The following is a 13,006-nucleotide window of genomic DNA, read 5'->3' as shown; positions in this document are numbered from 1 at the left end:
TCGTGATCTCGCCGTCCGGGTATCCCTGTTCACCACGGGGTGAACGGAGGATGACGCAGCGGTGTGGGAGATCGTGGCCAAGGCCGCAGCGGGCGGCGTGCTCGTGCTCGTCTTCGCGCTGCTGGCCGAGACGCTGTCGCCGAAGCGGTTCGCCGGCGTCTTCGCCGCCGCGCCGTCGGTCGCACTCGCCAGCCTCGCCGTCACGGTGCTCGCCAAGGGTCCGGCGGACGCGCGGGCGGCGTGCGCCGGCATGGTCGCCGGCGCGGTGGGGTTCGTCGTCTACTGCGCCGTCGCGCCGCCGGCGATGCGGCGGTTCGGCACGCGGCACGCGGCGGCCGGTGCGCTGCTCGCCTGGTGCGCCGTCACCGCCGCCGCACTGCCGCTCGCCGCGGCCACGTCGGCGGGCTCGGCGGCGGTCGCGGTGCCTGCCCGGGTGCCCCGGCGCGCGCCGATCCGGCGGCCGGCGCTGGCCTGCGACCCGTCCAAGGTCAAGCAGACCAAGCCGCGGCACTGGCTGGTGCGGTTCGCCTTCGGCGCAGGCACCTCGGCGCTCGCGGGTGTCATCGGCAGCACCACCGCCCCGGTGGTCGGCGGCGCGTTCCTCGCCTTCCCCGCCATCCTGCTGGCCAGCCTGACGCTCATGCGCAACCAGGAGGGCCGCTCGGCCTGCCGCGACGACGCGCGGGGCGCGACCGCGGGCGCCCTGGGCCTCGTCGCATTCGCCCTGGGCGGCGCTGCCGGCTTCACCCGCCTGCACCCCGCGGCCACCTTCGGCCTGGCCGCGCTCGCCTGGGCCGTCGTCGGGCTGGGCACCTACTTCGCCGCCTGGGCCACCGGCCACGGTGCCGACGAGCCGGACTGACGCGCAAGCCTCGCGCGTCAGTGGCCGGTGTACGTCGCCTTGCCAGGGCCGTCGGCGAGGAAGGACGCGACGGCGTTGCGCAGGTCGTCGGTGCCGAACAGGGCGCCGCTGATCCCGGGCGTCACCTCGTCCGCGGCACGCGGCCCGTTCGCGACGGCGGCCGCGACGATCGCCTTGGTCGCCGCGTGCGCCCGCGTCGGCCCGTTCGCCAAGTCGAGTGCGTACGCGTGGGCGGCGGCGCGGAAGTCCTCGTCCTCGATCACGACGTTGACGACGTTCCACGCGGCGAGCGTGGCCGCGTCGTACAGGCCGCCGGTGTAGATGAGCTCCTTGGCGCGGGCCGGTCCGGCGCGCGACACCAGGCGCTGGGGCCCGCCCATCGACGGCGTCAGCCCGACGACCCGCTCGACCAGCCCGAACTTCGCCCGCGGCGCGGCGAGCAGCAGGTCGCAGGCGAGCGCGATCTCGAACGCGGCGGTCAGGCAGAGCCCATGCGCGGCGAAGACGGTCGGGATCGGGAGGTCCTCGAGCCGGTGGATCGTCTCGAACCACGAGCGCCAGAGCTCAGCGCCGGTCGCGGGCGTCAGCGGCTCGAACTCGTGCACGTCGACGCCGCCGCTCACCGCGCGTCCCTCGGCCTGCAGCAGCAGCCCGCGGGCGTTCGACGACTCGACCGCGCCGATCGCCTCGGCGAAGTCGGCCATGAGGGCCGAGGTGAACAGGTTCAGCGGCGGCGAGTCGAAGGTGATGACGGCGAGCGGACCGTCGTGGTCGAGTCGGACGAGGGCCATGGACGCAGCGTAATGAGCGACAATGTCGATCATGCGGCCGAGCCGGGGGGCGTCGTTGCGCCCCGTCGTGCTGCTCGCCGCCGCCTTCACCGCGCTCGAGCTGATCTTCAGCTCGCGGTACGGCTACCACCGCGACGAGCTGTACTTCCTCGTCATCGGCGGCCACCCGGCCTTCGGCTACGTCGACCAGCCGCCGCTCGTGCCGCTGCTCGCGCACGCGCTCGACGCCGCCGGCCACCACCTGTGGCTGCTGCGGCTACCGAGCGCGCTGGCCGGTGGCGCCGTCGTGCTGCTGACCGGGCTGGTCGCGCGCGAGTTCGGCGCCGACCGCCGCGGGCAGACCTTCGCCGCGGCGTGCATGGCCGCGTGCGGCGTGCTCATGGGCAGCGCGCACCTGGCCTCGACGACCACGTACGACCTGCTGCTCTGGGCGGCCATGACGCTGACCCTGCTGCGGGCGCTGCGGCTCGGCGGGCCGAGATGGCTGCTGCTCGGACTGCTCGCCGGCATCGCGCTCGAGATCAAGACGCTGCCCGCTTTCTTCCTGCTGGCCCTGCTCATCGGCCTGCTGGTCGCCGGGCCGCGCGAGCCGTTGCGCACGCCGTGGCTCGCCGGCGGCGCGCTCGTCGGCGCGGCGTTGTGGGCGCCCAACCTCGTCTGGCAGGCGAGCCACGGCTGGCCGCAACTCGAGCTGGCGAAGGCGATCGCGAGCGGCGGCTCGGGCACCAGTTCGTCCCGCGCCGGCTTCGTCCCGAACCTGCTGCTGCAGGTGGGCCCGCCGCTCGCCCCGTTCTGGATCGCCGGTCTGGTGCGGCTCGTGCGTGACGCCCGGTGGCGCTTCCTGGCCGTCGCCTACGGCCTGCTGCTCGTCTTCTTCGTCGTCACGGGCGGCAAGCCGTACTACCTCGTCGGCATCTATCCCGTGCTGTTCGCGGCCGCGGCCGAGCCGGTGCTGGGCTGGGCGCGCGGGCGGCGTCGGGTGCTCGTCCCGCTGCTCGTGGTGCTGTCGGCCGTCCCGGTCGCCGTCATCACGCTGCCGATCGTGCCCGCGGCAGACCTGCACGCGACGCCGATCGTCGCCATCAACTACGACAGCGGCGAGCAGATCGGCTGGCCCCGCTTCGCCGCCACCGTCGCCGCCGAGGCCGAGCGCGCGCACGCACCGGTGATCACCGGCAACTACGGCGAGGACGGCGCCATCGCCCACTACCGTCCGGACATCGCGGTCTTCGGCACGCAGAACAGCCTGTGGGCGCTCGGCCCCCCGCCGGGCGATCCGTCCACCGTCATCGCGGTGGGGTTCGACCGGGCCGACCTCGCCGCCCGCTTCGCCCATGTCACGCAGGTCGCGACGATCGACAACGGCCTCGACGTCGACAACGACGAGCAGGGCATGCCGGTCTGGCGCTGCTCGGGCCCGAGGCAGCCGGTGTCCGTGCTCTGGCGCGCCCTGCGGCATCTCGGCTGATCCGTCAGCACCCCGTAAGCCGCGCGGGCTCCGCAAACGGCCGCCCGCTGCCTAGGCTGACGCCCATGGCACAGGTCCTGGTGGTCGAGGACGACGACACCGTCGCGAACGTGGTCGTCGGCTATCTGCAGCGCAACGGGCACACCGCGGCGCGCGTCGCCGACGGGCAGGCCGCGCTCGACGCGATCGCCACGGCGCCGCCCGACCTGGTCGTGCTCGACCTGATGCTGCCGGGCGTCGACGGCCTCGAGGTGTGCCGGCAGGTGCGCAAGGACCTCCCGAACCTGCCGGTCGTGATGCTCACGGCGCTGAGCGAGCCCGACGACCGCATCGTCGGCCTCGAGGTCGGCGCCGACGACTACGTCACCAAGCCGTTCTCGCCGCGCGAGCTCATCCTGCGCATCGAGTCGGTGCTGCGCCGCACCGCCGCGCAGCAGACACCGGCGCAGCGCAGCACCCTCACCGCCGGCGCGATCACCGTCGACACCGCTGCCCGCCGCGCCACCAAGCACGGGCAGGAGCTCGCCCTCACCGTGCGCGAGCTCGACCTGCTGTCCTTCCTGCTCGCCCACCCGGGCCAGGCCTTCAGCCGCGAGCAGCTGATGAAGGAGGTCTGGGGCTGGACGTTCGGCGACCAGTCGACGGTCACTGTGCACGTGCGGCGCCTGCGCGAGAAGGTCGAGGACGACCCCACGAACCCGACGCTCATCCAGACGGTGTGGGGCATCGGCTACCGGCTCGAGATCCCCGCCTGAGCATCGGCATGCCGATGATGCTGGACGCGTCCAACATCCTGCTCGCGCTGCTGTTCGCGGCGGTCGGCGGGGCGCTGGCGTGGCTGTGCACGACGCCGCTGCGCACGCGCTCGATCGGCGGGCTGCTCTCGTCGGTGATCATCACGGCGTCGGCGACGACGGCGGCCGCGGTCGTCGGCAGCGTGCGCGGCATGCTGCTGCCCGCGCACGAGCACGTGGCGACGATCGTGATCATCGCGGTGACCGCGGTGGTGGCGACGGCGGCCGCGGTGGCGGCCGTGCGGCGAGTGTCGGCCGACAGCCGGGTGCTGCGCGCGGCGATCGCCGACGTCGGCGAGGGGCGGGTGCCGACCGACAACCGGCGCCTCGGCGGCGAGCTCGAACAGGCCCGCCGCGAACTGCAGGCCGCCGCCGCGATGCTGGCCGAGGGGCGCCGGCGCGAGCAGGCGCTCGAGGCGTCGCGCCGCCAGCTGGTGTCGTGGGTGAGCCACGACCTGCGGACGCCACTGGCCGGTCTGCGGGCGATGACCGAGGCGCTCGAGGACGGCGTCGCCGACGACCCCGACCGGTACTACAAGCAGATGCACGAGTCGGTGATCCGGTTGACGCGCATGGTCGACGACCTGTTCGACCTGTCGCGCATCCAGGCCGGCGGGCTGCGCGTCGGCGACGACCGGGTGCTGCTGTCCGACCTCGTCAGCGACGCCGTCGCCGCCCTGCAGCCGCTGGCCGCGGCGTCGCACGTGCACCTCGGGGTGGCCGTGCAGGCGATGCCGGTGGTGGTCGGCAACCCGCACGAGCTGAACCGGGCCGTCACGAACCTGCTGGCGAACGCGATCCGGCACACGCACGACGGCGGCGAGGTCGAGGTCTCCGTGGCGAGCGTGAACGGGCAGGCCGAGGTACGGGTGCGCGACGCCTGCGGCGGCATCGACGGCAAGCACCTCGAGCGGCTGTTCGAGGTCGGCTACCGGGCGTCGTCCGCGCGCACCGTCGACGGCCCGAACCCCGCCGGTGCGGGTCTCGGGCTCGCGATCACCAAGGGCATCGTGGACGCGCACGGCGGCTCGATCGACGTGATGAACAACCCGCCGGGCTGCGTCTTCCGGGTGCGCCTCCCCCTCGCGTCCGACGCCTCACCGGCGCTGGTCACCGACCGCACCGTCGGGTGACGGGTTCCGGCTCAGGGTGACGGATCCCCGCCGGGGGTGACGGATCTCGAGATCGAGTGACGGCGAATTCGCCGTCACTCGATCTTGCGATCCGTCACCCGATCTTCCGATCCGTCACGCACGGGCGCAGTCCGTCACCCGATCCGAGATCCGTCACTCGACGACGGGCAGGCCCGTCCGGTCGCCGCAGGGGCAGTCGCCCTGCTCGGCGGGCAGGGCGGCGAGCAGCTCGACGAGCAGGTCGCGCAGGCGGGGCAGGTTCACCGCGAAGGCGGCGAGCACCTCGGCGTGCGTGACGCCCTCGCCCGCCTCGACCCCGGCGTCGAGGTCGGTCACGAGCGCGAGGTTCGTGTAGCAGAGGCCGAGCTCGCGGGCGAGCGCAGCCTGGGGCATGCCGGTCATGCCGTTGATCGACCCGCCGTTGCGCTGGAACTCCAGCGACTCGGCCCGCGACGAGAACCGCGGGCCGTTCACGACCACGAGCGTGCCCCCGTCGACCGGCGCCGACGCAGCGCCCACGGCCGCGGCCCGACCCCGCGGGCAGTACGGGTCGGCGAACGAGATGTGCCCGACGCCCTCGGCCCGGTCGTAGAAGGTGTGCGGACGCCCCCACGTGCGGTCGACCACCTGGTCGGGCACCCCCCGCGGCCCGGGCGGGTGGTCGGCCCGCAGTGCGCCGACGGCCGACAGCGACACCACCTGCCGCACCCCGAGCGAGCGCAGCGCCCAGAGGTTCGCGCGGTACGGCACCAGATGCGGCGGGTAGCGGTGCCCGGCCCCGTGCCGCGGCAGGAAGGCGACCGGCCGCCCGGCCAGCGCGCCGACGGTGACCGCGTCGCTCGGTTCGCCGTACGGGGTCGCGACGGTGTGCTCGTCCGCCCCCTCGAGCAGGGAGTAGAAGCCGGAGCCGCCGATGATGCCGACCGGGTCCGTCACGGAATCGCTCACAACGGCACGCTAGCGCTGCCCGCATTCCCTACCCTGTGGGGCATGGACCGCAAGCACTACGACGACGACCACCTCGCGTTCGGCGAGGCCTTCCGCGCCTACGCCGACAAGGTGCTGGTGCCGCACTACATGGAGTGGGAGCGCGCCGGCATCGCCCCGCGCGAGATCTTCCAGGAGGCCGGCAAGAACGGCTTCCTCGGCATGCAGATCCCCGAGGAGTACGGCGGCGGCGGCACGAGCGACTTCCGGTTCAACCAGATCCTGGCCGAGCAGGTCGCGGCCGCCGGCGTCACCGGCGTGGGCCTCGGCATCACGCTGCACAACGACACCTGCCTGCCCTACTTCACCACCTTCTGCAACGACGAGCAGAAGCGGCGCTGGCTGCCCGGCATCGCGTCCGGCGACCTCATCACCGCGGTCGCGATGACCGAGCCGGGCGCGGGCAGCGACCTCGCCGGCATCCGGACGACCGCCAGGCGCGACGGCGACCACTACGTCGTCAACGGGTCGAAGACGTTCATCACCAACGGCATCAACTCCGACCTGGTGATCACCGCGGTGCGCACCGGCAGTGACCGGCACAAGGGCGTCTCGCTGCTCATCCTCGAGCGCGGCATGGAGGGCTTCGAGCGCGGCCGCAACCTCGACAAGCTCGGCCTGCACTCACAGGACACCGCGGAGCTGGTCTTCACCGACGTGCGCGTGCCGGTCGAGAACCTGCTCGGCGAGGAGGGCGAGGGGTTCACCTACCTCACCCAGAAGCTGCCGCAGGAGCGCACGTCGATCGCCGTCAACGGTGTCGCCGAGGCGCGCGCCGCGTACGAGGAGACGGTGCAGTACGTGCAGGACCGCAAGGCGTTCGGCACCAGCATCGGCTCGTTCCAGAACACCAAGTTCACCCTCGCCGAGCTGCTCACCGAGATCGAGGTGGCGCAGGCCTTCCTCGACCACTGCGTGAACCTGCTGAACGCCGGCGAGCTGACCGCGGCCGACGGCGCGAAGGCCAAGCTGTGGTGCACCGAGCTCCAGGGCCGGGTCATCGACCAGTGCCTGCAGCTGCACGGCGGCTACGGCTTCATGACCGAGTACCCGGTCTCGCGCCGCTACGCCGACGCCCGCGTCACCCGCATCTACGGCGGCACGTCCGAGATCATGAAGTCGGTCATCTCGAAGTCGATCGGCCTCTGACGGTGCGGTTCGTGCTCGCGTCCCAGTCACGCGGGCGTTACGAGACCCTGCGCCGCGCCGGCGTGGCACCCGAGCAGGTCGTCAGCGGTGTCGACGAGGACGCGATCACGGCAGCGTCCGTGGCCGACCTGACACAGGCGCTCGCGGCGGCGAAGGCGCGGGCGGTGGCGGGGCGGCTCGACGGCGCGGCGCTCGTGCTCGGCTGCGACTCGCTGCTCGAACTCGACGGCGAGGCGCTCGGCAAGCCGGTCACACCGGACGTCGCGGCCGAGCGCTGGCGCCGCATGCGCGGCCGCACCGGCACGCTGTGGACGGGTCACTGCCTCGTCGACACGGCGTCCGGACGCGAGGTGGCGACGGCCGCGGCGACCGAGGTGCGCTTCGCCGACCTCTCGGATGCCGAGATCGAGCTCTACGTCGGCACCGGCGAGCCGCTCGGTGTGGCCGGCGCGTTCACCCTCGACTCGCTCGGCGGCTGGTTCGTCGAGGGCATCGACGGCGACGCCCACAACGTCGTCGGCGTCTCGCTGCCCCTGCTGCGTCGCCTGCTTGCCGACCTCGGCCACACCCTCGAGACGATCGGCTACGCCGCCAAGTAGCAACCGAATCGCGATGAGCGCTCGCGCGAAGAGCCCGCCCGCGCGACGCGCCTCGAATCGACGATGGACCCGAGCGCAGCGAGTGGTCCCTGAGGAGATTCGACTGGGCGGATCCAGTCAGGCCGTCCAGAGATCGGTGGACTTCGAGCGGCCGCGCAGCAGGCTCTCGCCGTAGCGCGTCCAGTGCGCCTGCTCGTCGGCGGAGGCGCGAGCGATGGTCGGGCCGCTGGCGAGCAGGTGGTGCGGGGTGGTCTTCGCCAGGTCGGTGAGCCGGGACGCCTCGTTGACCGCGTCGCCGATGACGGTGAACTCGAGCCGGCTGCGGGCGCCGACCTGGCCGGCGACGACCGGGCCGAACGAGACGCCGACGCCCACCTGCACCTCGCCGGTCGCTGCCACCCGGTCGCGGATGTGCCGGGCCACGCGCAGTGCCGGGGTCGCCGGGTCGTCCATCGCGATCGGCGCGCCGAAGACGGCCAGCGCGGCGTCACCCTCGAACTTGTTGATCAGCCCGCCGTTGCTCTCCACCTCGTCGACGACGATCTGGAAGAACCGGTTCAGCATCGCGACGAACTCGACCGGGTCGGACGCACCGGCGAGCGCCGTCGACCCGGTGATGTCGACGAACAGCGCGACGACCTCGCGTACCTCGCCCGAGAGCGTGACGCCGCTGCGTAGGGCCTCCTGGGCGACGGCCATGCCGACGTGACGCCCGAACAGGTCGCTGATCCGGTCGCGCTCGCGCAGCCCCTCGACCATCTCGTTCACGCCGTTCTGCACGACGCCGATCTCGCCCGAGTCGGTGACCGGCACCGAGACGTCCAGGTCGCCGTCACCGACCCGGTCGAGCGCGGTGACCAGCTCGACCAGGGGCGCGCCGATCGAGCGGGCGACCATGAAGGTGGCGAGCACGCCGACCGCCAGTGCCGCCACCGCCGCGCTGACCGCCGTCGAGATGACGACGGTGCGCGGGGCGTCGGGGACGGTGAGCACCATGAGCAGCCCGATGATCGGCGTGCCGCTGGTGCAGCCCCACACGAGCATGAGCCGCCAGCGCAGGTCGAACAGCGGCGCCTCGCGCGGTGGCCAGGCCTCGAGCGCGAGCCGCCGCACCGGCCGGGCGGCCCGCTCGATGAGCAGGTAGGTGACGCCCGCGGCCACGAGACCGGTGACGACCAGCCCGCTGAAGATGCCGACGGCGGCGCGGTCGGTGCCCCCGCTCAGCAGCTCGACCGCCGGGATGAGCACGGCGCCGAACCCCCACAGCAGGGTGGTCATCAGCGCGACGTCGCGCGGCATGCTGACCGCCCGGCGCGCCTCGCCACAGGTCGGCACCTCGCCGCGCAGCAGCCAGCGCAGGGTGCGCCGCTGCGCGAGCGAGCCGAGGATCGCGGCGACGACGATGGCCGCGCTGATGTAGGCCACCGACGTGCGCTCGGTGACCAGCCGCTGGTGGGCGGTGAGGTCCTTGTTGACCGCCAGGATCATGCCCGCGACGACGACGGACGCGAGCACGTTCGCGCCGATGGCGAGCACGCCCATGCCCAGCCACGTGCGCACGACGAAACCGAGGTTGGCGGCGATGTGGGCCACCTCGACCCGCGAGTCGCCCAGGTGCTGCAGGGCGGCGTGCGGGAACGGCCCACCGGCCGACCCACGCCGGCGCGACCCCGGCTCGACGGTGCGGTCAGCGGGTGCAGGGCGATCGGCGGGCGCGGCCGTGCGCTCCACCGTCGTCGACGGCGGCTCGACCGATCGCGGCGCCACACCGCGATCCTCCCGCACGGGCGGCGCGCGGTCCTGTCGGGACGGCCGGGATCACCCGCGTGGTGAGCGGCGTCGCAGCGCCTCGAGGCGGGTGCGCCGCCAGCGCTCGTACCCGCCGACGCCGGCGGGACGGGCAGCGCCCGCCGCACCGCCGTGCAGCACGGCGAGCACGGCCGCGACCTCCTCGGCCGACGCCGCGCCCCGTACGGAGACGCCCGATGCGATGTCTCCACCGGCAGCGCCGGTCACGTCGGCGGCACCCCGTGCCGCTTCTCGGCGACGACGCGCGTCTTGCCGACGAGCACGGCGTAGCGCCGCACCAATTCCGCGCGCAGCTCGCCCGGGTCGATGACCGCGTCGAGCACCAGATCGGACGCGAGCCGCAGCAGGTCGACGTCCTGCTCGTACTCCGCCCGCTTCTCGGCCACGAAGGCGGCGCGCTCGTCGGCGTCCGCGATGGCCTCGATCTTGTTGGCGTACACGGCGTTGACCGCCGCCTGCGGCCCCATCACCGCGATGCGGGCGGTCGGCAGGGCGATGCAGGCGTCGGGCATGAAGCCGGGGCCGGCCATGGCGTAGAGCCCGGCGCCGTAGGCCTTGCGCACGATCACCGACACCTGCGGCACGGTGGCCTCCGAGACCGCGGTGATCATCTTGGCGCCGTGGCGGATGATGCCCTGCCGCTCGACCTCGCTGCCGATCATGAAGCCGGGCACGTCGGCGAGGTAGAGCAGCGGGATGTTGAACGCGTCGCAGAGCCAGATGAACCGCGCGGCCTTGTCGGCCGAGTCGACGAAGAGCACGCCGCCGCGCACGGCCGAGTTGTTCGCGACGACACCGACCGGGCGGCCGTCGATGCGCCCGAAGCCGGTGATCAGCTCGGCGGCGAACAGCGGCTTGGTCTCGAAGAAGCTGTCGGCGTCGAGCAGGCCGTCGAGCACGCGGTGCATGTCGAACGGCACCGACTCGTCGGCCGGCACGGTGTCGTCGTCGAGCTCGGCCACCGGCGCCTCGGGCTCGACCTCCGGCGCCGGCTCGCGCCAGCACGTCGGCAGGTAGCCGAAGAAGAGCTTGGCCTGCTCGATGGCGTCCTCGTCGTCGACGGCCAGGTTGTCGCCGCAGCCCGAGACGGACGCGTGCATGCGCGCCCCGCCCATCTCGTCCAGGCTGACCTTCTCGCCCACGACCATCTCGGCCATGCGCGGCGAGCCCAGGTACATCGAGGCGTTGCCCTCGACCATGATCACGATGTCGCAGAAGCTCGGGATGTACGCGCCACCCGCGGCCGACGGCCCGAACAGGCAGCAGATCTGCGGCACCTTCCCCGACAGCGCCACCTGGTTGTGGAAGATCCGCCCGGCACCGCGCCGGCCCGGGAACAGCGCCACCTGGTCGGTGATGCGGGCGCCGGCCGAGTCGATGAGCCAGAAGATCGGCAGCTCCTCGGCGAGCGCCCGTTCGGTGACCCGGATGATCTTCTCGACCGTGCGCGCGCCCCACGAGCCGGCCTTCACCGTCGGGTCGTTCGCGACGACGAGCGCCGGGCGGCCGTCGACCAGCCCCTGGCCGGTGACGACGCCGACGGCCGGCAGCCCGGTCGCGAGCGCGTTGGCGAGCTGCGCGTCCTCGACGAAGGTGTCGTCGTCGAAGAGCAGGGCGATGCGTTCGCGCACGTAGAGCTTGCGCTGCTGCGCGAGCTTCGCCGCCGCGTTCGGCGACGGCGCGAGCGTCGCCTCGCGCGCCGCCCTGATCTCCTTCTCGGTCACTGGACGGGCAGACCCAGGCCGCGGGCGATCAACATCCGTTGCACCTCGGACGTGCCCTCGCCGATCTCGAGGATCTTCGCGTCGCGGTAGAAGCGCGCGACCGGGTACTCCTCCATGAAGCCGTTGCCGCCGAAGACCTGCGTCGCAACACGTGTTGCGGTCACCGCCGCCTCGGTGGCGTAGAGCTTCGCGATGGACGCAGCCTGCTTGAGCTCCGCGGCCGGCCGACCGGCGTCCTTGAGCCAGGCCGCCTTGTAGGTGAGCAGCCGCGCCGCCTCGACCGACACGGCGAGGTCGCTGAGCGAGAACGCGACCGCCTGCCGCGCCCCGATCGGGACGCCGAAGGTGTGCCGTTCCTTCGCGTAGCGCAGCGAGAGGTCGAGGCAGCCCTGCGCGAGCCCGACGGCGAGCGCGGCGATGGCGATGCGGCCGTCGTCCAGCACGGCGAGGAACTGCGCGTAGCCCTTGCCGCGCGCGCCGAGCAGGTTCTCCTCCGGCACGCGGCAGTCGTCGAAGGTCAGCCCGTGGGTGTCGCTGATGTGCCAGCCGAGCTTGTCGTAGGCGGGCTCGACGGTGAAGCCGGGCGTGCCGGCCGGGATCATGATCGCCGAGATCTCCGGCCTGCCGCCCTCGGCCGGGTCGTTCGTGCGCGCGGTGACCGTGACGACCGACGTCATGTCGGTGCCCGAGTTGGTGATGAACGCCTTGCTGCCGTTCACCGTCCACTGCCCGCCGTCGAGGGTCGCGCGGGTGCGGGTGGCACCGGCGTCCGACCCCGCGTCCGGCTCGGTCAGGCCGAAGGCCGCGATGGTGCGGCCGGCGACGAGGTCGGGCAGCCAGCGCTGCTTCTGGTCGTCCGTGCCGAAGGTCAGGATCGGGTTGATGCCGAGGCCGACCCCGGCCTCGAGGGTGATGCCGATCGACTGGTCGATGCGGCCGAGCTCCTCGATCGCGACGCAGAGGGTGGTGAAGTCGCCCCCCGCGCCGCCGTACTCCTCCGGCGCGTTGAGGCCGAAGAGCCCGAGCTCGCCCATCTTCTGCACGGTGTCGACCGGGAAGTGGTGCGCCTTGTCCCACTCGCGCACGTGCGGCGCGATCTCGTGCTCGGCGAAGTCGCGCACGACCTTCCGGAACGCCTCGTGCTCCTCGTTCAACTGGAACGACACCGTCTGCCTCCCCGAGCTGCCACCTTGACGTTCACGTCAACGTAAAGCCACGATAGCCGCGTGGCCCGGTCGACGGAAGAGCGCACCACTGACCGCACGTGGACGGTGGGCGAACTCGCCGACGACCTCGGCGTCACCACCCGCACCCTGCGCTTCTACGAGGCCGAGGGGCTGGTGTCGCCCGAGCGCGTCGGCAACAACCGCGTGTACGGCCCGCGCGACCGCGCCCGGCTGCGGCTCATCCTGCGCGGCCGGCGCTTCGGCATGACGCTGGCCGAGTGCCGCGAGATCGTCGACATGTACGACGGCGCGACGAGCTCCGAGCGCAAGCAGCTGCAGGTGCTGCTCGGCCGGCTGGACGAGATCGCGACCGAGCTGCGGGTGCGCCAGGCCGACCTGCGCCGCACCCTCGCCGAGGTCGACGAGGTCGCCACGCAGTGCCGCACCCGGCTGGCCGAGCTGGCCGCGTCCGAGGGCGACATCGAGCCATGATCAACACGGCCGCATGGACCGCCCGCGGTCCA

13 protein-coding genes are annotated in these 13,006 nt (G+C 73.0%); 7 read left to right on the top strand and 6 right to left on the bottom strand.

Annotation, left to right across the window (positions count from 1 at the left end; translation table 11 throughout):
• Window positions 1-61 precede the first annotated feature (61 nt).
• The gene (locus tag ACTHMS_RS04290) at window positions 62-862 is read left to right on the top strand and encodes a DUF3147 family protein (RefSeq protein WP_440305434.1); all 801 of its coding nucleotides are present in this window, start codon (window positions 62-64) and stop codon (window positions 860-862) included.
• A gap of 17 nt (window positions 863-879) precedes the next feature.
• Here ACTHMS_RS04290 and ACTHMS_RS04285 read toward each other — a convergent pair whose 3' ends face one another.
• Window positions 880-1,653 carry an enoyl-CoA hydratase/isomerase family protein gene (locus tag ACTHMS_RS04285; RefSeq protein ID WP_440305433.1) on the bottom strand — a complete coding sequence of 258 codons (774 nt, stop codon included), beginning with the start codon at window positions 1,651-1,653 and terminating at the stop codon, window positions 880-882.
• A gap of 31 nt (window positions 1,654-1,684) precedes the next feature.
• On the opposite strand from ACTHMS_RS04285, the gene ACTHMS_RS04280 reads away from it, so the two are divergent.
• The 3 genes from ACTHMS_RS04280 to ACTHMS_RS04270 all read left to right on the top strand — a co-directional run bounded on the left by ACTHMS_RS04280 (window position 1,685) and on the right by ACTHMS_RS04270 (window position 5,048).
• On the top strand, window positions 1,685-3,121 hold the full coding sequence (locus ACTHMS_RS04280) for an ArnT family glycosyltransferase (RefSeq protein WP_440305432.1): 1,437 nt from the start codon (window positions 1,685-1,687) through the stop codon (window positions 3,119-3,121).
• A gap of 65 nt (window positions 3,122-3,186) precedes the next feature.
• Window positions 3,187-3,876, top strand: coding sequence for a response regulator transcription factor (locus tag ACTHMS_RS04275; RefSeq protein ID WP_440305431.1), 690 nt, complete (start codon window positions 3,187-3,189; stop codon window positions 3,874-3,876).
• An 8-nt stretch (window positions 3,877-3,884) separates the two neighbouring features.
• Window positions 3,885-5,048 (top strand): sensor histidine kinase, encoded by a 1,164-nt coding sequence (locus ACTHMS_RS04270; RefSeq protein WP_440305430.1) that lies wholly within the window; start codon window positions 3,885-3,887, stop codon window positions 5,046-5,048.
• 153 nt (window positions 5,049-5,201) lie between these two features.
• On the opposite strand, the gene ACTHMS_RS04265 is transcribed toward ACTHMS_RS04270, so the two are convergent.
• Entirely contained in the window at window positions 5,202-5,996 is a 795-nt protein-coding gene (locus ACTHMS_RS04265; protein WP_440305429.1) for an S-methyl-5'-thioadenosine phosphorylase, read from the bottom strand.
• A 42-nt stretch (window positions 5,997-6,038) separates the two neighbouring features.
• On the opposite strand from ACTHMS_RS04265, the gene ACTHMS_RS04260 reads away from it, so the two are divergent.
• Entirely contained in the window at window positions 6,039-7,184 is a 1,146-nt protein-coding gene (locus ACTHMS_RS04260; RefSeq protein ID WP_440305428.1) for an acyl-CoA dehydrogenase family protein, read from the top strand.
• Window positions 7,185-7,195: 11 nt separating this feature from the next.
• On the top strand, window positions 7,196-7,783 hold the full coding sequence (locus ACTHMS_RS04255) for a nucleoside triphosphate pyrophosphatase (RefSeq protein ID WP_440305427.1): 588 nt from the start codon (window positions 7,196-7,198) through the stop codon (window positions 7,781-7,783).
• 117 nt (window positions 7,784-7,900) lie between these two features.
• Here ACTHMS_RS04255 and ACTHMS_RS04250 read toward each other — a convergent pair whose 3' ends face one another.
• From ACTHMS_RS04250 to ACTHMS_RS04235, 4 genes are read right to left on the bottom strand one after another with little or no spacing between them, the layout of a single operon-like run.
• Window positions 7,901-9,550, bottom strand: a complete 1,650-nt coding sequence (locus ACTHMS_RS04250; RefSeq protein WP_440305426.1) for an adenylate/guanylate cyclase domain-containing protein — start codon at window positions 9,548-9,550, stop codon at window positions 7,901-7,903.
• Between the two features lie 51 nt (window positions 9,551-9,601).
• Window positions 9,602-9,799, bottom strand: coding sequence for an acyl-CoA carboxylase epsilon subunit (locus ACTHMS_RS04245; RefSeq protein WP_440305425.1), 198 nt, complete (start codon window positions 9,797-9,799; stop codon window positions 9,602-9,604).
• Window positions 9,796-11,316, bottom strand: a complete 1,521-nt coding sequence (locus tag ACTHMS_RS04240; protein ID WP_440305424.1) for an acyl-CoA carboxylase subunit beta — start codon at window positions 11,314-11,316, stop codon at window positions 9,796-9,798. Before ACTHMS_RS04240 ends, ACTHMS_RS04245 begins: the two co-directional genes overlap by 4 nt.
• On the bottom strand, window positions 11,313-12,482 hold the full coding sequence (locus tag ACTHMS_RS04235; RefSeq protein WP_440305423.1) for an acyl-CoA dehydrogenase family protein: 1,170 nt from the start codon (window positions 12,480-12,482) through the stop codon (window positions 11,313-11,315). Before ACTHMS_RS04235 ends, ACTHMS_RS04240 begins: the two co-directional genes overlap by 4 nt.
• A 60-nt stretch (window positions 12,483-12,542) precedes the next feature.
• On the opposite strand from ACTHMS_RS04235, the gene ACTHMS_RS04230 reads away from it, so the two are divergent.
• Window positions 12,543-12,974 (top strand): MerR family transcriptional regulator, encoded by a 432-nt coding sequence (locus ACTHMS_RS04230; RefSeq protein WP_440305422.1) that lies wholly within the window; start codon window positions 12,543-12,545, stop codon window positions 12,972-12,974.
• Window positions 12,975-13,006: the final 32 nt, after the last annotated feature.

It is taken from the genome of Jatrophihabitans sp. (assembly GCF_051960575.1).
In the GTDB taxonomy this organism is placed as follows: Bacteria; Actinomycetota; Actinomycetes; order Mycobacteriales; family Jatrophihabitantaceae; genus JBQCEE01.
This window is presented reverse-complemented; position numbering and strand designations above follow the sequence as displayed.